Annotated in this window: 14 protein-coding genes; 6 read left to right on the forward strand and 8 right to left on the reverse strand. The window is 48.3% G+C overall.

Annotated features, from left to right (window positions below):
• Positions 1-60 precede the first annotated feature (60 nt).
• Positions 61-2811: a M16 family metallopeptidase gene (locus R7Q48_RS05520; RefSeq protein ID WP_005374719.1), complete on the reverse strand. Its 2751-nt coding sequence runs from the start codon at positions 2809-2811 to the stop codon at positions 61-63.
• 364 nt (positions 2812-3175) lie between these two features.
• On the opposite strand from R7Q48_RS05520, the gene R7Q48_RS05525 reads away from it, so the two are divergent.
• Positions 3176-5062 (forward strand): methyl-accepting chemotaxis protein, encoded by a 1887-nt coding sequence (locus tag R7Q48_RS05525; RefSeq protein ID WP_005383451.1) that lies wholly within the window; start codon positions 3176-3178, stop codon positions 5060-5062.
• A gap of 117 nt (positions 5063-5179) precedes the next feature.
• Here R7Q48_RS05525 and fecE read toward each other — a convergent pair whose 3' ends face one another.
• From fecE to R7Q48_RS05555, 6 genes are all read right to left on the reverse strand, one after another.
• Entirely contained in the window at positions 5180-5944 is a 765-nt protein-coding gene (gene fecE, locus R7Q48_RS05530; protein ID WP_064354988.1) for a Fe(3+) dicitrate ABC transporter ATP-binding protein FecE, read from the reverse strand.
• A 2-nt stretch (positions 5945-5946) separates the two neighbouring features.
• The gene (locus R7Q48_RS05535) at positions 5947-6918 is read right to left on the reverse strand and encodes a FecCD family ABC transporter permease (protein ID WP_213867930.1); all 972 of its coding nucleotides are present in this window, start codon (positions 6916-6918) and stop codon (positions 5947-5949) included.
• Positions 6915-7874 (reverse strand): FecCD family ABC transporter permease, encoded by a 960-nt coding sequence (locus R7Q48_RS05540; protein ID WP_411979274.1) that lies wholly within the window; start codon positions 7872-7874, stop codon positions 6915-6917. Before R7Q48_RS05540 ends, R7Q48_RS05535 begins: the two co-directional genes overlap by 4 nt.
• A 74-nt stretch (positions 7875-7948) precedes the next feature.
• Positions 7949-8872: a Fe(3+) dicitrate ABC transporter substrate-binding protein FecB gene (locus R7Q48_RS05545; RefSeq protein ID WP_169628466.1), complete on the reverse strand. Its 924-nt coding sequence runs from the start codon at positions 8870-8872 to the stop codon at positions 7949-7951.
• A 101-nt stretch (positions 8873-8973) separates the two neighbouring features.
• Positions 8974-11112 (reverse strand): TonB-dependent receptor family protein, encoded by a 2139-nt coding sequence (pvuA, locus tag R7Q48_RS05550; RefSeq protein ID WP_206953106.1) that lies wholly within the window; start codon positions 11110-11112, stop codon positions 8974-8976.
• 120 nt (positions 11113-11232) lie between these two features.
• Positions 11233-13269: a TonB-dependent receptor gene (locus tag R7Q48_RS05555; protein ID WP_025768678.1), complete on the reverse strand. Its 2037-nt coding sequence runs from the start codon at positions 13267-13269 to the stop codon at positions 11233-11235.
• Positions 13270-13519: 250 nt separating this feature from the next.
• Between R7Q48_RS05555 and R7Q48_RS05560 the strand changes: the two genes are divergently transcribed.
• The 5 genes from R7Q48_RS05560 to R7Q48_RS05580 are packed head-to-tail and all read left to right on the forward strand — an operon-like array spanning position 13520 to position 20768.
• A complete protein-coding gene (locus R7Q48_RS05560; protein ID WP_238843746.1) occupies positions 13520-14731 on the forward strand; it encodes an acetyl-CoA carboxylase biotin carboxylase subunit family protein in 1212 nt (403 codons plus the stop codon).
• Complete coding sequence (locus R7Q48_RS05565; protein WP_256903077.1) at positions 14728-16560, forward strand: IucA/IucC family protein; 1833 nt, start codon at positions 14728-14730, stop codon at positions 16558-16560. Before R7Q48_RS05560 ends, R7Q48_RS05565 begins: the two co-directional genes overlap by 4 nt.
• Positions 16561-16566: 6 nt before the next feature.
• Positions 16567-17772 (forward strand): MFS transporter, encoded by a 1206-nt coding sequence (locus tag R7Q48_RS05570; protein WP_256903078.1) that lies wholly within the window; start codon positions 16567-16569, stop codon positions 17770-17772.
• Positions 17744-19573 (forward strand): IucA/IucC family protein, encoded by a 1830-nt coding sequence (locus R7Q48_RS05575; protein ID WP_256903079.1) that lies wholly within the window; start codon positions 17744-17746, stop codon positions 19571-19573. The genes R7Q48_RS05570 and R7Q48_RS05575 overlap by 29 nt, the downstream gene beginning before the upstream one ends.
• Positions 19566-20768: a type III PLP-dependent enzyme gene (locus R7Q48_RS05580; protein ID WP_318132193.1), complete on the forward strand. Its 1203-nt coding sequence runs from the start codon at positions 19566-19568 to the stop codon at positions 20766-20768. Before R7Q48_RS05575 ends, R7Q48_RS05580 begins: the two co-directional genes overlap by 8 nt.
• Before the next feature lie 73 nt (positions 20769-20841).
• On the opposite strand, the gene R7Q48_RS05585 is transcribed toward R7Q48_RS05580, so the two are convergent.
• Positions 20842-22086: an ABC transporter substrate-binding protein gene (locus tag R7Q48_RS05585; RefSeq protein ID WP_256903081.1), complete on the reverse strand. Its 1245-nt coding sequence runs from the start codon at positions 22084-22086 to the stop codon at positions 20842-20844.
• Positions 22087-22088 lie beyond the last annotated feature (2 nt).

Here is a 22088-nt window from a genome sequence, read left to right on the forward strand (position 1 = left end):
ACGGCTTTCACGCCGTCTTTTTTATTACTATTGCCACGATTTTCGTCAGAAACTACGTGATTATTCGGCCGGATTTAAAACCATTACCGAGCGTTTTGCTTGTGGACCAAAAGCTGATTTTGCATGCGCTTTCACTTCATCTAACGTCACACTCTTAGCCACTTTCTCAACGTCAAGCAACACATCGACGCCGTAATCATGCACCAAATAACGAGTATATGCCCATGATCTCTGTGCTGGGTTGTCATCCAATCCTTGCATCGCGACTGCCAGTTGTTTCGCGGCCGTATCCACTTCTTTTTGGGTAATATTTGACGCTAAACCATCAAACACTTTGCCCAGTTTACTCTCTAAAAGTGCCACGTCTTCGGGCTCAACTTGAGACTCCAAGAGCCAATCAGAGATGGGTTCGCGATCTTGTGTCATGGTGTAAATGCTCGGGCTGTAATCAAGGCTAGACTCTTCTCGCACAATATCCAAAACACGTGCATTACTAATACGTTGCAAAATATCTTCGATAACCGTGTCTCTTGCCGTACGTTGGTAATCGCTCGTATTAGTCAAACGCATTACATACAACGATGAAGGTTCATGCCCATCCGCAACCACAGTTCGCTCCGGCACTTCCGGGTTAAACGCAACGTGATAATCAATCGAACGACTCGGTTTCATTTCGATAGAGGCCACATACTTACGCAAAAGTGGTGTAATTTCTTCCGGCTCTACGTTTGCAACAATAACCATCTTAAAACCATCATTGGTTTTGAAAAGTTGCTCATGCACCGCTAGTATCTGCTCGGAAGTCACTTGTTCAACATCATCACTGGACACTATACGATGACGACTACCCGGCAAATAAGAATTGCCGTTTGCTTTTTGAATCAGTTTTCCCATCGGTGATTCAAAAAAAGCGCCGCTCTGCTGTTTAAACTCTTGCTTCGCTGCCGCCATCTGGCGCTCGTCGACTTTAATCTCCGTCGCTAGGTTGTATAGTCCATTCAAAGCATCAGTTAGGTGCGTATTTGGCGCCGTAATTTGCGCTCCGTGACTGGTCGCATCAAGCATCGCGCCAAGCGCAATGTTGTTTTTGCGTAAGTAGCTATCTAGCTCTGAACCAGAAAATGCCCCTAACCCACTGCGTATTGCCGTTGTTGCTGCGATTTCATAAGCGGCATACAACGTCGGATCAACAGCGGCTTTACCACCTTGGCTCGCATAGTAAATATACGCTCGACCACCCGCTTTAGTATCTTTTTGGAACCACACTTCGACACCGTTTGATAGCGTATAGACTTGAAAACCACCCGCTTCCTGACGCATGCTCGTGATGCTGCCTTCCTGGGTAGGCTTTAAGAATCCATCCACTTTGTCATACATCTCTAGCGGTTTTTCGCCAGTTTGAAGATAGGCACTGTTTAGAGCGGCAAATACACCGTTGAACTGCTCTGACGTTTCGCTTTTCCCCAAACCAATAAAAAAGCTTGGCTGCTGAGATAATAAAGCCGTCAATTGTGTGTTAATGCTCTCTAAATTCTCGTTGTTGATGAATTCTGCCAAACTCTGGGCATAATTCTCTTTTGATTGGCTGACACTGTCTTGTCCAATTTGAAAAACACGTGCTTCTGCGTAACTGTTTGGCTTACGCTGACTCCAATCTGAATCAATATTTGCAAGTTCACCTTGCCAATTTGACATAACGCTATCTAACTCGGATTGAGTCGCACCATAATCTCTCAACGACGCTAAGGTACGAATGAAAGTCTGGTGCATTTGTTCGCGGCGATCTGGTGCAAACGAAATCCCTGCCGACATCATACGCTGATAGTTAGAGTAATAGGGCTCTGCATAAGCGTATTGAAAAGGTTCAGCGGCATCACTGAGTACACGGATCAAACGCTGTTGAATGAGTTGTGTTGCGACTTCATCACGCCACACTTCATGTTGTTGCTCAATCGTCGTGCCGCCACTTAGACCACGCTCAATCACTAAATGAAGACTTGGTGATTCCATCGTGTTACTTGGCAAGATTCTGTTTTCGTTGTTCACTCGAATATCACGGCGCTTCTCTATTACCGTATCCGAGGTACTTTCCCAGTTCGAGAACTTGCTTTTGATAATCTTGGACAGTGAATCTACGTCGATATTACCAGTCACAATCAACTCGGCATTTTGTGGCTGGTACCATTTGTCGTAAAACGCCTTTAACTTACTTGAGGAAGCATTTTGAATCGCTTCGCGAGTACCAATTGGGTCATGCTCACCATATATAGTGCCTTCAATCGAGGCTTGGTAAGCATGCATAGAAAAGGACTTATCATCCGGATTAGCACGTCGCCATTCACCGAGAATCACCCCTTTTTCTTTCTCTACTTGCTCAGGAGCAAACTCAAGCCCGTTACCGATATCTCTCATCCACTTCAGGGCATCTTCTAGCTTCGTATTATTCGCAAGGTCAAGTTGGTAAGACGTTTGCTGATAACTGGTAAAAGCGTTGATATCAGCGCCAAAGCTACCACCAGATTGCTCGAAAAGTTTGACAACGTCGTTACCGGTAAAATGCTCACTACCATTAAACGCCATATGCTCAACAAAGTGAGCGTAACCCTTTTGAGAGGATGTTTCTTGGAATGAGCCGATATTCATCACCAAACGGACCGAGACTTCTTGGTCTTCTGTTGGATAAAGATGGTATTTCATACCGTTCGATAACTGGTCCACGTGCCAGTTGGCGTCAGGTTGAATCGGCGTCGACTGTTGTATCAGAGCACACCCTGACACTAATAACGCTGGGACTAACAATATACTGCGCATAACGATTGCCCATAACAATGATTAAGCTAATCAATATATATCCGGTGCTATAACCTTCACATTTTTAATGGATTATCAAATACGCAAATGTGATAAAGATCACCATTTATTGAAATGAATTCTCATTTACAAAAATCGACAAATCCTTACTTTACAAATACATAAATAATATCGTCCCAAATCCTTTTGCTTATTTGATGTAAAACTCAAATTCGCGACATGGAGTCAGTATTTATTTTGAGCAATAAAATATAATTATTGAACAGATTCGAATCTGACTTTCTGCTGCATATTCAACAGCGCAGAGAGCACTGATGAGAATAAAAACACAACAACTATTATTCAAAGATCTATTATTCGCTTTATGTTCAAAAATCTATCATTAAAAAACAAACTGGCAATCTCTGCCAGTGCCGCCATCATTCTAGGGGGAGTGCTGGTAGAGGGGCTGTCTTTTCGAGATTCATTAAATAGGCTCGATGTCGAAGTCGCACAGCGACTAGAAAGCACTAGCGCATCTTACAATCAATACGTAAAGGACTGGCTACTCTCTAAAGAGCGCGCACTGACTTCACTCTCTTCTGATTCAGAGAAACGTTCTCTGGTTACACATTTGAAACAAGTCCGAGACTCTGGCGCGTTCGATAACGTTTTCCTCGCTTACCCGGACGGGTCACAAGACAACGCTAATGGGGTGGTTTTGCCACCAGGTAATAACGATCCTCGCAAGTGGGGCTGGTACACCAACGCCATTGCCAATCCATCGAAAGTCTTTATGGATAATCCGACCGTTGCTGCTGCAACTGGTGCGAATGTGGTGTCGCTCGGTAAAGCCCTGCAATTGCATGGTCAAACCGTCGTTCTGGGTGCTGACGTAGAGATCGGTGATATCCTGAACAGCCTCAACCAAGTGATCCTACCGGGTGAAGGTTATATGTTTATTGCCAATGAACAGGGCAATATTTTCACTCATAACAACGGTAAACTGCTGAATCAACCGGTTAGCAAGCTAGGCCTCAACAACAACGACATTACGTCAGCCGCACGTTCAGGTACAGAACGTCGCGTCTCTATTAACGGCATCGAATATGTGATTTACGCGCGCCACATAGAGGGTACCAAACTCACAACGGTCACAGTGTTAGATCAAAACTCGTTGGTTGCCCCACTTTACGATGCAGTTTGGGATCAAATCATCGCAACCACTATCGTCGTCGTTATCTGTGTGGCTTTGTTTAACCTGCTATGTAACATCTTGTTCCGTCCGCTCTACAATGTTTCGAATGCGCTTGCGCAAATCGCCAACGGTAGCGGCGATCTGACTCAACGCATCAAAGTAGAAAACCGTGACGAAGTTGGTGAACTGGCTGAAAACTTCAACCAGTTTGTTGAAAGTTTACAGCAGCTTATTGGTCATATTCGTCACCAAGCGGAAGAACTAAGCCAGCAATCAGAACTGAGCACGACTCGCGCGAATCAGTCGGTTTCTGATCTGAACCATCAGCAACAAGAAATCACTATGGTGGCGACCGCTGTGACCGAAATGGCATCGGCAACGCAAGAGATTGCCGCACATGCAGAGCAGACGGCTAAAGCCGCTCAAGACTCTTCAGCAAGCACACAAAATGGTCATGAGTTGGTGATCAACTCCAAATCGTCCATCAATAATTTGTCTTCTGAAGTCAACCAAGCGAGCGTTGTCATCGGTGAGCTCAACCAGCACGCGCAAGACATCTCAACCGTGCTATCAACGATTCGAGACATCGCAGAGCAAACCAACTTACTGGCTCTGAATGCGGCGATTGAAGCGGCGCGTGCAGGAGAGCAAGGTCGCGGTTTTGCCGTTGTTGCAGACGAGGTTCGCGTGCTATCACAACGCACACACACCTCAACCGAAGAGATTCGCTCGACGATCGAGACCTTGCAGCAAACCACACAACGCGCAGTGACCATCATGGATACAAGCTCTCAGCTCGCGCAAGGTTCGGTGGAAGATGCAGATCGCGCAGCACTGGCTCTGGATGAAATCAACGCGGCCGTTGCGCTGATCAGCGATATGGCAACGCAAATCGCGACCGCCGCCGAAGAGCAAACGCACGTAACCAATGAAATCACGCAAAATGTCACGTCCATTAAAGATGTGACCGATCACTTGGTAGTTGGTGCCGAAGAATCGATGAATCAATCTGCTGAGCTGAAATCGCAAGCTGAGGATCTCAACTCGAAAGTGGCGACGTTTAAACTGGCTTAAACGCCACATTAAGGACGCTCTTAAAAACAACAAACCCCGCTAGCAACTTTGTTACTAGCGGGGTTTGTTTTTATGGATCGACGTTTTTATTGCAGATAGCTTTCCAAAGACGTAAACCTACACCGCCACACACATCGGCGTGCCTGAGATTGGGTCATTAAATACTCTCGCTTGTAAATCAAACACCGATGACAACATGCCTTCTGTCATTACCTCTTGCGGTGTTCCCTGCGTGACTAACTGACCTTTTTCCAACACCACCAAATGATCGCAGTAACGGCACGCTTGGTTTAGATCGTGCAGCACTACGACCACTGTTTTGCCTTTGTCGTTCATCTGCCTCATGAGTTTCATCAGCTCAACTTGGTGAGAGAGATCCAAGTAAGTGGTTGGCTCATCAAGCATCACTACGTCGGTATCTTGCGCCATTACCATCGCAATCCACGCTCTTTGCCTTTGACCGCCAGACAACGATTCAACTGGCTTGTCAGCAAACTCAATCACGCCAGTATCTTGCATTGCTTGCTCGACCAAGGCTTTGTCTTGTTGACTTAACCTGCCCCAATGAGAGAGATAAGGCGAGCGGCCATATTCGACCAGTTTTCTGACGGTAATACCTTCAGGACTGACAAGAATCTGCGGCAGCAAAGACAACGAACGCGCCAAGCGTTTATCACCGTAGCTGCTTAGTGGTTTGTCGTTATACAACACTTGGCCAGAAGCAGGTTTATTGATGCGTACCAAGGTTTTTAATAGTGTCGATTTACCGCAACCATTTGGACCAACTAGTGCGGTAATTTTACCTTGAGGAATCGACAAAGAGAGATCTGGAATGATGGTCTGTTTGCCGTACGCGACGGATAAGTTCTGCGTTCGTAACATGCTTACCAACCTCTGTAACGATACAAAAGAAAAATGAAATATGGTGCGCCAATAACAGATGTTAGCACTCCCGCTGGTAGCTCAATTGGCGGCTGTAAGCCTCTCGCTAAACCATCGGCGCAAATCACCAACAAAGCGCCAAGGGTTGCAGCGGCTGGAATCAACAACTTGTGGTTGTGGCCAAACAGCAAACGCGCAAGATGCGGCGCAAGCAGGCCAACAAAGCTGATCGTGCCTGCCACAGACACACTGATGCTCGCCAATAGCACGGCAGCAATCAGCGCAAGAATTTGGATCTGTCTTGGTTTCGTGCCAAGTGTAGTGGCGCTTTCTTCTCCCAGCCCCATCACATCTAACCGCCAAGCCAGCCAAAACGCCAATGGCAGTAGCAGCAATAAAGCACTCCAAATAAACGGCACTTGTTGCCAGTTTCGTCCCCACAAACTGCCGGTTAGCCATACCATCGCCGTGTTGATTTCGATAGGGTGCACAATCAGAAGAAAATCGATACCGCTGGCTAAAAATGCGCTGACAGCAACACCAATCAGCGCCAAACGTGCTGGTGTTGGTTTCGACCAGTAAGCCAGCACAGCAATAAAGCCAGCAGCAAGCAAGCCTCCCGCCATGGCGACCATCGGCAACATTGCCACTGGCGCATTCGGATACAGCACCAAACAAGCGGTAGCCGCCAGTCCTGCTCCGGCGCTTATCCCCATTAAATCTGGTGAGGCAAGTGGATTACGGATGACGCCTTGAACTAAAACGCCTGACAGCCCCAACCCAGCGCCCACGCCAATGGCGAGCAACATTCTCGGTAATCGATATTGGTGAATCACAAAGTCCGAGTCAGAGAAAGAAAACAGCAATGCAAAAACCTGTTGAGCCGACATGTTCGCCGCGCCAACAAACAGCGTGAGAGAAGACACAATCAGCAACAATCCAACTAATGCAAACAGTTTGGTTTGATTCATCATGATGATTTCCTCATTGCAATCGCGATAAAGCAAGGTGTGCCCAACAGCGCGGTAATCACGCCCACTGGCGTTTCAGCCGGAAAAGCAATCGCTCGTGATAAAGCATCTGACCACGTCACTAATGCCGCGCCACACAAGGCGGAAACCGGAATGAGAATGTGATAGTTGTGACCAACAATCGGGCGTACCAAGTGCGGCACTAACAACCCGACAAAGCCAATTGGTCCAGCAATCGCTACGCTAGTTCCTGCCAACAGCACAACCGATAAACCACTGATAAATCGCGTAAGGCGAATGTTACCACCTAGCCCAACAGCAACTTCGTCCCCCAACGCGAGTAAATTTAAGTTTCGCGCTAAGCCCATGGCGAGCACCAAACCTAAAGTCGCAAAAGGCCACAGTTGCTGCCACTGCTCAGAATTTACCGCGGAGAGTGAACCCGTTAACCAATGCAACACGCTGTAAGCCATGTCATCCGCCAAAATTACCGACGCACGAGTTAACCCTATCAGCAGTGCACTGATGGCAATGCCCGCTAGCACTAAACGCAATGGGTGAGAACGCGCGGAGAAAAAACCGCCCAACAACATGACCGCACCACCACTTAGTAGCGCGCCGAGTACTGCGTTGATGATTGGGTTCAATTGACTAAAGAATGGTACGCCGATAGACGCCAAGGCCATAAAACAAGCCGCACCAGCATTAATGCCGAGAATGGATGGCGACGCCAAAGGGTTACGAGTTAATCCTTGCATCAGCACTCCAGATACCGCAAGCGAAGCGCCAATTAGTAACCCAGCATAGGTACGAGGCGCACGCAGCGTCTCGAGGATTTGATGCAGCATATTACCCTCATCAAACGCAAACCAATAGCTTGTCAGATCATTAACGCTCAAAGAAAAGTTGGACCAGCCAATCATTGAGGCTGCATAGCCTGAGAGCGTACACAACGCCATAGCACAGACAAACAAGCTCGCTTTCCAATGCGATTTGCTAACCGAAGACGCGCTTTCCGAGCTTATCGCCGCACTCATGAGCGCTCCAATAACGCTTCAAGATTGCGGGCAATTTCTTCCGCAGCCAACATGCCGCGATTTAACGACCACAGTTCAGGAGAGACCTCAACAAGTTGCTGTTTTTTCGCAGCTGTTAGCAGCTTAAATAATGGGTTTTTGCGCCACTCATCCACAATATTTGGTTGAGAGTAAAGTCCAACTAACAACCAATCAGGGTTGGTTTTTAGTAAAAGTTCGAAACTGGTTGGGATATACGCTTTTTGCTCAGATGGAGCCAGCGGGCTTTGGATGCCCAGCGTACTCAAAACGCCCCCAGCGTAAGAAACCGGGCTATGCAGCCACATCCCTTTGTCAGAAACCACACCAAACTGAATGGTTTCTTGTGTTGCAAAATGCTGTTTGAACTCCGCCATTGTCTGTTTGTGCTGCTCAATTCGTTGTGTCATTTTCGCTTGTTTGCCAATTGCCACGCCGATTTTGTGTGCGGATTCGAGATTTTCTTGATATGTCTCACCACGGCTTTTTAACAGCAAAGTTGGCGCAATTCGCTGCAAATCCTGATAAATCGCGCGATGACGTTCTGCATCAGCAATGATCAAATCAGGCTTGAGCACCGCAATCGCCTCTAAACTCGGTTGTGAACGCATGCCGACCGATCGCCAAGGTTCAATCTTAGCGCGAACAGCAGGGATAACTCGTGTGGCATCGTTGTCATCGGCGACGCCTACCGGTGAGACATCGACTGCCGCTAATGCATCGACAAACGAAAACTCTAAAACCACAATACGTTGAGGTATCGCTTCTAGCTCAAACGTGCCTTGCTCATCTTGCACGCTGCGCGCCTGAGAAAATGCGCTAAATGACATCAAAGCTGAGCTCAGTAGCATCAGCAAAACGGTTGAAAAGTGTTTGATCGTAAATTGTTTTTTATTTTTCATCTTGCTTTTTTCCAGTGCTAAGAGTTTTCCATTACCTAAGATCGGCAAAGTCGCCAAGGTAAATTGGCGACTTTTCTTTTCAAACTCGGTGAACGAAACGCTTAAAACTGATAGTTCAGATCCAGTGTGTAAGAGCGTCCCGGAGCTGGGTACCGACCAACTGGGCTTGTATCAATCCCGCGGAAGTAATACTCCTCGTCAAACAAGTTGTTCACCGCAACATTCATGCGTAACTTGCCTTTGTCGTCTTTGTATAAATCCGTCCCCAAGTTGAAATTCCACACCATGTAAGATGGTACTTTACCCGTTGCGCCAGTTGCATCTTCGGCACTGGTGTTGGCGTTATCGGTATACGAATCACTAAAGTAGAAGCCCGATAGCGTGGTGTCCATGCCGTAAAATGCGTAGGTTGCATCCCAACCAAGCTGATGCTTAGAGGTGTAAGGCAGTTGATTACCTTTATTCGTGCCTTCTTCTTCAAGCGTAGCGTCTAGATAGTTGTAGCTTGCGCCTAAACTCAGTGCAGGTAGTGCTTCAGGCACGTAACGAGCAGAAAGCTCTATGCCTTGGTGAAGTGTTTTTCCGATGTTATCGAAGGTCTGCGTTGAGCTTTGCCATTGCAATTGATCTTCAAAGTCGATGCGATAAAGTGCAGCGTTAAAGCTGGTCGCATCTTGGGTGTAACGCGCGCCGACTTCGTAGTTCCAAGCCAGTTCGCTACCTTCTTCACCCAAACCTCGGATGTAGGCAATTTGTGGCGCACGAAGTGATTTTTGCGCGTTCGCATACGTCACCCACTGTTCAGTTAAGTTGTATGCCACCGTCAAACCTGGCAACCATTCCGTCACGGTGTTGTCTGCCGTTTGTTTTTTACCACGATCGGTAAATGTCATTCGAACCGACTCAACACGCAACCCAGGCGTTACCTTCAATGTATCATTGAACAAACCAATTTCGTTGCTAACGTATCCAGCAAACGCGTCCGTATCTAAATGCCAATCACGCGGAACGCTGGTTGCACCACCAGCGATTGGAGTCTGAGTGAGTTTGTAGTCAATGTCTTCGTTAACATAACGGGTACCCACGATCCAGTTTTGAGTAACGGATTTACCTTCGCCAAAGTACATCGCCATTTTTGGCTCTATACCATACACGGTAAATTCACGTGGAGAGGTACGAACGTCCGTCGCTGGCAGAGCCGGATCCGCCCAATGGCCACCCGCGCTGTTAAAGCCCCACTTGAAAAGACGCTCTGACTTATGGCCAAACGTTAGCACTTCTAGCTCAGCACTGTCGGCAAATGGCAAATCGTGGATGTACTTAACACTCCAGCGTGTCGACTTACCTTCATAATCATCGTAAGGACGTTTCGATTGGTGACGATCTTGCTCGTAATCTTGTGGCGAAAGTGCACCAGGCATTTGCGTTTCAGCATCGTAACGTTGCAGGAATGCTTGAATCTCTTGAGTGTCACTCAATAGCCACTGTGCTTTAGCTTGAAAGTTCTTCACGTCCGTATCGGAATGTTCACGGAAGCTTTCACCTTTTAGGAAGTTACCTTCCAACTGCAGTGCAAATGTGTCGCTTAACCAGCCGCCCGTGCGTAGGTAAAAATCATTCAACGGCGCATCACCGCCATCAAACACGGTAAGGCGGTTACTGATTTCAGTTTGCCACGTGTGTGGAATCGGTTTGGTCACTAAGTTGATCACACCACCGACGTTGTTTGGGCCGTACTGTACTGCGGCACCACCGCGTACAATGTCAATACGATCAAGCATCGACAGTGTTGCTGGGAAGATAGACTGACCAGTGTGACCATATGGCGCAAGTGTTAGCGGTACACCATCCATCAAAAACTGAGCATGACCACTACGGCTTGCTTTCAAACCACGTACGGAAATGTTAGGCAATACGCCCGTTCCGCTTTCATCCTGAACTTTAATACCCGGCACGCGCTGCAGCGCGTTATCAATCGAACCTGCGGCGGTTTTCTCAATTTGATCACGGGTAATGACGGTACGAGCACCAGGGTACTCTTTGACGTCTTCAATTTCAGATTTACCAATCACGCTACCAGTGACAACGACAGTTTCCATCGCGGTAGTTTGTTCTTTTTTAGCAGGAGCGGCAACCGCGCTCATGGATGTGGCAGAAGCGATTGCAATCGCAAGCACACTGTAAGTGGTAGACAAACCAGCACGTACACGCACTTTACCATCCAAATTCTGGTAAGACATTAAGATCTCCTTTGCGAGAAATTGAGCCTCGGGCAGAATACATCCCGTAGGCTCTCGGGGCTAAACATCCTCAATATGAGGTAAAAATTGGCTAACAGGCGCTAACTACGCACAAAAAGCCTAGAACTGATATCCGTAGCTGAGCATGAACTCGGCTGGTGCGCCGTAGCCAATCTGGTTTAAGCCAGACGTGCCGTTTGTTGCGCCAAGAATGTATTTCTCATCCAAAATGTTGTAAGCGTTCGCTTGGATTTTGTGACGACCAGTGGTGTACGCCGCCATCAAATCCACCGTTGTGTAATCGCCAAGTGCGACGGCTTCGTCGTTACCTGCGTAACGGTCGCCCACGTACTTCACACCACCGCCTAAACGCCAGTTGTCATCCAATTGGTAAGTGCTCCAAAGAGAGAACAAGTGGTCTGATACATCGTTCGGCTTTTTGCCTGTGGCTTTGTCTTCCGCGTCCAAGTAGCTGTAACCCACAGAGATGTCCCACTGTTTAGTGATTTGACCGCGAGCCTCTAATTCAATACCTTGGTGACGCACTTCAATTTTATCGATCACATCGCCGTCCACGTTAGTTTGTGGTTGCTCTTGATCAATCTGGAACAGTGCCGCATTCAACATTAATGCGTTATCCAAAAGGTACGCTTTCGCACCCACCTCTTTTAAGTCGGTGTGGAAGAATTCCGCCAATTTTGGATTGATGTAGATACCAGCGTACGGTAACTGCCAAGAGCGCGCTAAACTGGCGTATACGGATGTGTCGGAATTGATGCGGTATACCAAACCAGCACGGTAGCTGACTTTGTCATCATCCAATTTTTCCTTATCTGAGCCCGCTTTTTGTTGTTCGAGTTCCATCGAGTCGTAACGCACGTTACCGATCAAAGAAAGGTCACCCCACGTATAGACATCTTGCACATACAAACCTGTCGTGGTGGTGGTATTGTCACGAAATGGCTTAAAGCCCGGATCAGGCGTTGGACCAACGACTGGGTCGTAGATATTTTGCGGAGGAAGCGTTTTGTCACTTGCCAACGTTAGGTCGATATCGATCTGGTTGAAATCTGCACCCACCATCAATTGATTGTCCCTGGTTTCCCAAACCAACTCAGATTGTAAAGTGGTCGTAGTACGTGGATCGTAACCAAAGTTGTTGACGGTTTGAGACACTTCATTACCCGTCACTTTGCCCTGACGCGTGCCTTTTTGCTCAAGTTCGATATGGTTGAATGCCGCTCGGTTGTTCCATACCCATTGATCATTCAGACGCCATTCGTAATCCACCGCAATACGGAGACTGTCTGACTCCTGATAGTCGTTTGTACCGCCAAAGTAAGTGCTTACTGGCAAATCAACTGGCTTGCCATTTTTTGATGGCACACCACGATACGGCACTAGTTCTTGATGGGCGTATTCCACGTCAATATCAATGGTGTGACCTTCCGCTGGTAACACACGAATGGTCGGTGCAATGAAGAAATCGTTTGAATCAACATGATCAACGTACGAGTCGGCTTGACGGTATTCCAAGTTAATACGCCCGTTGACCTTATCTGTAAACGCCATTGAGCTGTCGACCTGACCAACATATTGGTTGTTGCTGCCTACACTACCGTTTACGTGAGTAAAATTCTCACCGTTAGCGCGTTTCGTCACCAAGTTGATGATGCCCCCAGCCGAACCACGGCCATACAAAGCACCCGCAGGGCCTTTCACAATTTCAACGCGTTCAACGTTCGCTAAGCTGCGGTAAGACTGCAACGTACCGTCATCTCGCAAGCCATCACGGTACATATCGTTGAGTGAATCAAAACCACGGATCATGAACTGATCGCGGCTGCCTTCGCCCAAGGTGTTATTGACCCCGGCTACCCCATCTAGCGCATCCACTAAGCGCACCGCGCCTCGGTCTTGCATTTCTGTTTTCGTTACTACGGATACCGCTTGTGGCACATCAAGCCATTCCACATCGGTTTTGGTGCCTGATTGAGGCATGTGTTCAGCATAACCTTCGTACTGATGCCCGAAGACTTGAATCGTTTCAGTTGCTGATGAGGTTGAGTTCGTCTCTTCTGAAGCCACTGCGCTTGGTGCTACTAGTGAAGAACCAATCGCGACCGCCAAGGGGGTCAGGGTCAATAATTTATTCATTCCATAATTCCGTTTAGTTGTTATAAAGCCAACGGATGGAAATAAGAACAAATATTATTTCTATTTGCAATATTAATTTTATGCTCTATATTTATTTACCCTAAAAACACAACTAACAACAAAAAAAACCAAACATAATAACAATAAACACTAAAACTTCTGCCCTCCGTCTCGCGAGAGGCACATTGGAAGACGACCGTGAGCGACTTTATCAACGTTAGAAGAAAATGTTAGAAAATTAGGAAAGCTCATGAAATCTACGATGATTATCGTAAGTCATGTCGTTAACGATGCAGTCACTCACGGCTTCGTGCCTGCAGCTAAAGCGATGGACCTTCACGTCGTTCTTATCACCGACCATAAGCTCAGCCATTTAGAGCTGGCGAGTCGTGATAGTCACTTTAATCCGGATACCATTCTAGAATGTGATGTCTTCAACCCATTAGAACTCATCGAAACCATCACGGAGCATGAATTAAAGCCAGACGCTATTTTTAGCAATAGTGATCACTTACAAACTTCCACCGCCATCTGCGCGCAATTTTTTGGCCTCCCATCCAAAGATTGGTCTGTCACGTTAAAGGCCAAAAACAAACACTTAACTCGACAAGTGTTAAATGAAAAATCCTTACCCAACACACAAAGCTGTTTGCTGCATCGCCATTCGAATGTGGCATTAGGCATGGCCTTCCCTGTCGTAGCAAAACCCAAAGAAGGCGTGGCAAGTTTAGATGTACAGCGCTGTGACTCCCAAAGCGAGCTCGATGCTTACTGCGAGGCGTTTTGGCAAAAGCACCCAAACGCCGCCATTCTGGTGGAGCAGTTTCTTCAAGGACCGTTGGTTACGCTCGAAACTTTAGGAGACGGTAACCAACTTATCGCCGTGGGCGGTTTTGATGTGTCGCTCTCTGAGCCGCCTTACTTTATCGAAACCGCCGCAGACTGGAACGGACCAAACGGCATTGCTCACCGAGAAGCTTGCTTGGCTCAACTGAAAGCGTTCGGCGTTGGTTTTGGAGTTTGCCACAGCGAATTTATCATCACGGAAAACGGCCCAGTTCTGGTGGAAATCAACTACCGCAGTATTGGAGATGGCCGCGAATTCTTGCTCAACAATCTCGCTCACTTCGGCTGGTTTAGCACGATTTTGGGTCTGCATCTGGGTCGAAGATTGGACGGCGATTACCAAATTCACGGGTCAGCGCACGTGCACTACGTAGTTGCAGAACACAGCGGTGTGATTGACGGAGGTTCGACGTCGTTCATCCAACACGATGACGATATCATCACCCAGCAACAGGTACTAAAAACCGCTGGAGAACACTTCCAACAGAGTTATTCCAATAAGGATTATCTCGCCCGAATTTCGATTGTCTCACCATCAGGGCGAAACCTCGACCAAGCGCTGCAGAACGCGCTTAGCAATTTCGATCTCGCTCCGACTCGTGAGGTGGCAGCATGAATGACAACGCTTTGTATCTAACGCAACGATTGATCGACACTTGCTTACGCGAAGACATGTTTGGCATTTTGTCGAAGGCCAAGTTCAGTAGCGACGCGCCAAAAGGGGGAATGGTTCCTCAAGACGAGCAAGTCTGGCTGATATTTGCCAACTCTGATTTCACGTTGTATTTACCTGTTGCGCCAACGTATTACATGCAGCACTGGCGCTACGGTCACGCCAATGACGAAACACCACAAGGTTGGTGGGTGGAGAAAAATGGCCAAGTCGAGCATCAACGACATTACAAAGAGTGGATTACACTACTAACGACACTGGCGCATGAGAGCTCTCACGAATTGTTGGCGGGATACCTTCAAGAACTGGAATGTGCAGAGAAACACAAAGCGCTGTGTGACCAAGCGTTTCATCATCACGCAGACCACATTTCTCAACCAATATCCGAGCTTGGTTCTTGGCATAAAAAGCTGCTGCTAGCCGACCAGATCGCTTCTTACCTTGACCATCCGTACTATCCAACTGCGCGGGCGAAGTTTGGTCTGAGCGATGAAGACCTTGCTAAGTACGCGCCCGAGTTTGCACCAAGCTTTGCTCTGCATTGGATTGCGATTGAAAAATCACTGGTGACATTAACCAGCGAACAACCTGATTGCTGGCCGACCATGGAGCAAGTTGGGCTTCCTGCTGATTTTGCACTGAGCCACGTTCTGTTCCCTGCACATCCGCTCACCCTGCGATCTTTAGAAGCCTTACCCGAAGGTGTGATAGAAGCGCCTTTAACGTATCTAGACGTGACGCCGACGCTTTCCGTTCGTACGGTGGTCGTGAACGACGCACCGCACATTCACATCAAAGTTCCGCTGATCATGCGATCGCTAGGCACGAAAAATATTCGCTTAATCAAGCCTTCAACACTGTATGACGGCCACTGGTTTGAACGCCTACTCAGCCACCTTGAACAAACGGACGCCGACTTAAACAGTCGCTTGTTCCATTGCAACGAAAAACACGGTGGACACGTCGGTGAGGATAAAACCTTCGCGTACATCGTACGTGAGTACCCACTTATTCATTGCGAAGACAAAGCGCTAGTTCCGGTTGCCGCACTGGCAAGCCCAATGCCTGACGACCGCTTGTTCTTAGAACACTTGTCAGAGCAGTACTATCAACAAGATACGCTGGCGTGGTTCAAAGATTATGTCGACCTATTATGCCAAGTGCACCTCACCTTGTGGCTTCGTTATGGCATCGCATTGGAGTCCAACCAGCAAAACGCCATCGTTGCATTTGATCAACAGGGCAAAATGACGCTCGCGATGAAAGACAACGACGCGGCGCGAATTTGGCCTGAACGCTTCAACTTCGCAACGGAGCATGCCGCCCAAAAACACGGAACAGGAACAACTCCCGTGGATTGTGATGAACTGCTCGACCAACGCATCAAAGTCGACAATGAATTGGCGCTCGGTCAGATGTTTACCACCATCACACTGCAACTGGATATTGCAGCGATTGTAGAAGCCATGGCAGCGAAGGGCATTGCCTCTTCAGCATCGCTTTACGCTATCGTGGCCAAAAGCATTGCAGAGCAACTCAACCGATTAGAAGGCGAAGGGTTAGAGACAAAACTGGCACGCGAGTTACTGCAAGAGGCACCTGATTTGTACGCCAAGTACTTGTTGAGTTCTGGCAGTTTGCTCTCGAAAGAAGCCTCCGGCGCGAGTGACATCAATAAGTTCTATGGTTTGTCGGCTCCGAACTTCTTGCTGCTTTCTAGCGAAGAAGCGCAACGCGCCTACTTAGAAGCCATCAAAAAAAGCGTACGTTAAACGATTATGACCAAACTCATCTACAGTGTGTTGTTGTGCCACTTTATCGCTGCGTTTGCCGCGTTAGGTATGCCGCTATTTCTACCCGCCGTGTTGCCAACGTTAGGCGCAAGCATTGATGCAGACTGGGCAGGGGTATTGTTTATCCTACCTACGTTTTGTACTGCGTTGGCGGCGCGATTTTGGGGCAACTTTGCCGATCGCTACGGTCGCCGCCGCTCACTCTTGCGTGCACAACTTGGCCTTGCAGCAGGGTTTTCACTGTGCGGCTTGGCAGACAACCTCGCCATGTTTGTGTTTGGTCTTATTGTTCAAGGAACCTTTGGCGGCACCATGGCCGCCTCAAACAGCTACTTATCTAGTCAAATTAAAGAAGCCAAAACACTCGGCAAGTCACTTAATAAAACCCAGCTATCTGCTCGCTTGGCGCTGATCGTTGCGCCCATTGGGCTCGGCTGGAGCTTGTCAGAGACCAACCCGCTCAACGCGTACCTGTGGTTATGCGTTTTGCCTTTAATTGCGATGGGCATCACGCTAACACTGCCAGCGGATAAACCCGCCGAACAAAACCTCGAAAAGCCAAACTCAGAATCTCAGCAAGAACAACCTGTTGCAAAGAAAAACGCAATGCATGCCATTCGTTGGATCTTCTTTGCTCAGTTCGGGTTTGCGTTTTCCATGGTGGTGACCTTTCCTTATTTCTCGCCGTTTGTGCAGCAATATGGCATCACTAACCACGCATGGATCGGTTTTTTGTACGCACTGCCGCATGGCGTCTATCTGTTGCTGGCAGGCAAAATCCACGTGTTGTCAGATGGGCTGAATCGCCATCAACCGCTGCGCACGTTGTGGCTCGGGTTTGCATTGCTTGCCGTGAGTTCTGCTTTGCATTTGATTGCGTCCGAAACCGCACTCATTGCTGCGAGAATTATCTTCGGCATCGCGATGGTGTGTTGCTATCACGGATTGCATCAGCATCTTGCGAGCAATCTGGATCGCAAACTCAGTGGCAAAGTATTTTCTCGCTTTGATGCCATGTCCAAATGGGGTGGCGTGGCAGCGGGATTTTGCGCTTCTTTCATTTCTAGCTTGGGGCTACTTGAGGTTCCTTTCCTACTTTCTGCGATAGTCAGCGTAATCACCTTGATCGCGCTGGTTCTCCACTCAAAATTTGGAAATCAACATGTTACAAACTCAATCCTCTCAGACTAGCGAGTTGCGCGCGCATGAGGTGCAGCTCAACCGTGAGAAAGCCCAACTCAACACGATAATGGGTGTTCTTAATTGTTACTTACGTGAATTTGCGCTACCGAATCAACAAGTGGAATGGCACTACCAATCGACATCGCTACCCCAAACGTTAAAACGCAACTATCCCGCTAAACAGCGGATAGCCGTTCATCTTTCTCAACAAAATGGCGTGCTGGTTTTGCCGATTCACTACGCGAGCAAACTGGGCAAAATCAAATTGGCAGAACTGCCTTGGGCGAAAATGCCGGGATCTGGTTGGGCGAAATTGGATGCCACGCAAACTCTTACGCTTTTGCTTAACTATCTCAAGCAGGTGTTGGCGATCCCGTTCAACCATGAGCTGATCGAACAACTGGAAAATAGCGTGCTGGTTACCGAGCAGTTTCTCAACGTCGCGCCCAAATCGCATCACAACGAATTTATCGCTTCGGAACAATCTCTGATTTGGGGGCATACTTTCCATCCGACCCCGAAAAGTCGTTCGGGCGTCACCATGGATGATCTCTTGGCGTTTTCTCCAGAAGTCGGCGCGCAAGTCCCGCTGTACTGGTTTGAAGTGGATACGTCCTTACTTGATGTGCTGAGTTCTGACGGAGAAGCTAACCCTGCGCAGCGCATGCTACAACAGCTCGCGCCACAACACGCCACCAGCAATGGGAAGACCCTCTACCCTTGCCATCCTTGGGAAAGCTACACCATTTTGAGCAACCCAAGCGTGAAGCGTGCCATTGAACAAGGCAAGCTCACGCCACTGGGTTTAGGTGGTGAAAAGATGCAGCCAACCTCTTCAGTTCGTACCCTCTACCACCCAGACATGGACTGGTTTGCGAAATTCTCCATCAACGTACGATTAACCAATTGCGTGCGCAAAAACGCGTGGTACGAACTCGACAGCGCCGTGCAGCTCACGTCGATTCTCAAACCGATTCGAGAAAACGAACAGCTGCACAACCCCGTATTTAAAGTGATGACGGAGCCTTACGCCACCACGTTGAATCTAGAAAGTGTCGCTGAGCGCAATTGGGATGACAACACCAAAGCACGCGAATCGTTTGGGATTTTGTATCGCGAAAATTTCTCGCTGAGCGAAGTCGATATTTTAAAACCAACCCTCGCAGGCGCTCTGTTTGCTTACGACAAAAACGGCAACAGTTGCATTGCTCAACGCCTTAAAAACAAAGCGCGTACAACGCAAAATCGCTATTCCGACATCGCGACACTGTGGTTTGAACGCTATTTGCATTGCCTAATTCCAGGTGTGTTTAACTACTACTTCAAACACGGGGTGGCGTTTGAGCCGCATTTACAAAACACCTTGATTGGCTTTGAACAAGAGATGCCGTGTTGTGTTTGGATTCGTGATTTGGAAGGCACCAAGTTACTGCCGGAGTTCTGGCCAGCAGAAACATTAACTGACTTGTCTGAACGCGCGCGACAATCGGTTTACTACAGTCGCGAACAAGGCTGGAATCGCATCGGATACTGCACCTTTATCAACAATATCAGCGAAGCGATTTTCTTCATCGCAGAAGGTGACGAGCCACTAGAGCAAACGCTATGGAATGCGGTGCAAAGTGCCATTGTGCGTTGGCAATCAGTGAATGGAAAACAGCCGGAACTAGAAGCGTTGCTGAATGGCGGTCACTTCCCGAGCAAAAATAATTTCACCACGCGTTTGATGCAAAAAGCCGATAAGGAGTCGGGCTATACCCAAGTCGCCGCGCCTTGGCAGCAACACGAAAAAGGAGCGCAACATGCCTAATTCACTCTCTCTACCGACACGCGTTTGCCAACAAGTTCACACGCTCGCACAGCAGCAAAATCAACCCTTGTGCGCGTACTTGTATGACCTAAACGCCTTAGAAGAACACATCAAACAACTGCGTCACGTTTTGCCGAAAAATGTCGAGCTGTTTTACGCAGCCAAAGCCAATCCATCAGGCCCGATTCTCAAAACGCTCGCGCCGTATGTCGATGGTTTTGAAGCGGCATCTGGCGGGGAACTGGCACACCTCCACCAGCAACAACTCGATAAGCCATTGATCTTCGGTGGCCCAGGAAAAATGCAAAGTGAATTGCAACAAGCGATTGAGCTTGATGTCGATGCAATTCATGTCGAAAGCCTCACCGAGCTACAACGCATTGGAGCACTAACCGAGCGCCTCAACCGCCCGGCTTCGATCTTTTTGCGTATGAACATTGATATCGGCGACATCACGCTCAGCAAGTTGGCGATGGGCGGCAAGCCGACCCCTTTTGGTTTGGACGAGTCCGAACTGGGTAATGCTTTGATGTTGCTGCGCGATTTCCCGCAAGTGTCACTGAAAGGATTCCATTTTCACTTGATGTCGCATCAGCTCGATGTTGAACGTCACTTAGCGTTAATGCAGCGCTATTTCCAAGTCGTGAAAGCGTGGCAACAAGAGTTTGAACTCGGTGAGCTGATGATCAACTTGGGCGGCGGCATGGGGATTAACTACCAAAACCCTGAGCAACACTTTCCGTGGATGGAGTTTTGCGACAAGTTGGAATTCCTCATAGCCAAGGAGCAAGTGCAACGTTGGACACTGCGTTTTGAATGCGGACGGTTCATCACGGCGGCATGTGGTTATTACGTGATGGAAGTGCTGGATATTAAGCAAAATCTTGGCGAAAACTTTGTCATCGCGCGCGGGGGAACTCACCACTTCCGCACGCCAGCAGCGCAGAACCATGATCATCCATTCGTCATCCTGAAAAACGAGCAGCACCACGAGATTTCTCACCCAATTCAGCATGCACAAGCAACTTTTGTTGGGCAGCTTTGTACGCCCAAAGATGTGCTGGCACGCAATCAACACGTCGCCCACGTCGATATTGGTGATTATGTTGTGTTTACCTTAGCGGGCGCGTATGCGTGGAACATCTCTCATCAAAACTTCTTGATGCATGAACCGCCGATCTTCCACTATTTCTAAACAGCATACTTCGCTTCACTCAAGCCCCAATCATTGGGGCTTTTTTATTCCACTCGGCACAAATTCATTGCCATTAACCGCTTTGCGAAATAGCAATAATGCGTTTTATCAGCTCGTCGGGTTCCATTTTGGGATTGCGGTAAAAACGGAAGATTTCCGAGTTTATCGCTTGCTGAGCTACCGGATTGACCGCCATCGAATCAATCATACTCGGCACAGCGAGATTGTGTTTAACGCCGTAGTGAAAGTCTTGATATGACTGGACCTGACAAGGATTAAAATCGCTGATGTCGATATCGGTGCGTACCGGAATCGAGCCTTTTACCTTATTGAACTTAGCTTGAAACTCGACGTCTGCCAGCGCGCTCGCGGTTTGCTGAGCCGCCTCGGCAGAAAACGATTTGCTCGACATAAACACCAAACTGTCCATGTTGTAGAGGAATACACCATCGCTGTCCGGCGTTGGGTAACAGCCGATCTCTTGCGGAACTGAGACTTGATTGGCGAGCAGCTCACCCAAAATCCAATCTCCACCGATTTGAAACAGCGCATGACCGTCGGCTAGCGCTTGGGTCGCCGTATCCCACTTACTGTCGGGTAATTGGTTGTCGATCAACAAACTAAGGCGACGAAATTGCGTCAACGCTTGGCGCAGGGTGTCGCTGTCGATGCTGTCTCTTTCAAGTTTAACCATCGCATTGGTGTAGAACTCAACACCGCCAGTGGAGATCACTAAGTTCTCGAAAAGTTGGGCGACTTGCCACGGCTGCTCACCGACCGCGATCGGTACGATACCATTTTGCTTGGCAAGCTCCATTGCGTCGAACATTTCTTGCCAATTTTTCGGTGCGGAAAGATTCAGTTGTTTAAGCAGCTTGTGGTTGACCCACAGCCAGTTCAAGCGGTGCAGTGTAAGTGGCAGGGCGATATAGCCGTTTTGTGTTTTATTGATTTCAATAGATAGCGGGTAGAGCACCTCGTCCCAGCGCTGCTCATCGGCAACTGCGTTGACGTTGTGCAAAATACCGATGGCATCCCATGCTTTAATACTTGGCCCTTCGATTTGCGCGAAGCTTGGTGGATTGCCCGCCAGCGCGCGAGCTTGCAGTACCGTCATCGCACTGTCTCCACCACCGCCTAACACCGGGCTTTGCAGCAGCTCTATATCGTGCTGTTTTAGCTGAGCTTTAAGTGTTTGCAGCGCTTGCTGCTCGCCGTCAGAAGTCCACCAATGTAAAAACTCTACCCCTTGTGGCGACTCAGCGCGAGCGACGCAAGGGGCGAGCAACAGTGGGAACAAGAATGCCAGTTTGTTCATAG

Source organism: Vibrio sp. 378, assembly GCF_033339435.1.

Coding starts and splice junctions, on each gene's coding strand:
- R7Q48_RS05570 (WP_256903078.1), top strand. CDS start 16,567: ATGACCAAACTCATCTACAGTGTGTTGTTGTGCCACTTTATCGCTGCG.
- R7Q48_RS05555 (WP_025768678.1), bottom strand. CDS start 13,269: ATGAATAAATTATTGACCCTGACCCCCTTGGCGGTCGCGATTGGTTCT.
- R7Q48_RS05585 (WP_256903081.1), bottom strand. CDS start 22,086: ATGAACAAACTGGCATTCTTGTTCCCACTGTTGCTCGCCCCTTGCGTC.
- R7Q48_RS05575 (WP_256903079.1), top strand. CDS start 17,744: ATGTTACAAACTCAATCCTCTCAGACTAGCGAGTTGCGCGCGCATGAG.
- R7Q48_RS05580 (WP_318132193.1), top strand. CDS start 19,566: ATGCCTAATTCACTCTCTCTACCGACACGCGTTTGCCAACAAGTTCAC.
- pvuA (WP_206953106.1), bottom strand. CDS start 11,112: ATGTCTTACCAGAATTTGGATGGTAAAGTGCGTGTACGTGCTGGTTTG.
- R7Q48_RS05565 (WP_256903077.1), top strand. CDS start 14,728: ATGAATGACAACGCTTTGTATCTAACGCAACGATTGATCGACACTTGC.
- R7Q48_RS05560 (WP_238843746.1), top strand. CDS start 13,520: ATGAAATCTACGATGATTATCGTAAGTCATGTCGTTAACGATGCAGTC.
- R7Q48_RS05525 (WP_005383451.1), top strand. CDS start 3,176: ATGTTCAAAAATCTATCATTAAAAAACAAACTGGCAATCTCTGCCAGT.
- R7Q48_RS05535 (WP_213867930.1), bottom strand. CDS start 6,918: ATGATGAATCAAACCAAACTGTTTGCATTAGTTGGATTGTTGCTGATT.
- fecE (WP_064354988.1), bottom strand. CDS start 5,944: ATGTTACGAACGCAGAACTTATCCGTCGCGTACGGCAAACAGACCATC.
- R7Q48_RS05545 (WP_169628466.1), bottom strand. CDS start 8,872: ATGAAAAATAAAAAACAATTTACGATCAAACACTTTTCAACCGTTTTG.
- R7Q48_RS05540 (WP_411979274.1), bottom strand. CDS start 7,874: ATGGCGTTGTGTACGCTCTCAGGCTATGCAGCCTCAATGATTGGCTGG.
- R7Q48_RS05520 (WP_005374719.1), bottom strand. CDS start 2,811: ATGCGCAGTATATTGTTAGTCCCAGCGTTATTAGTGTCAGGGTGTGCT.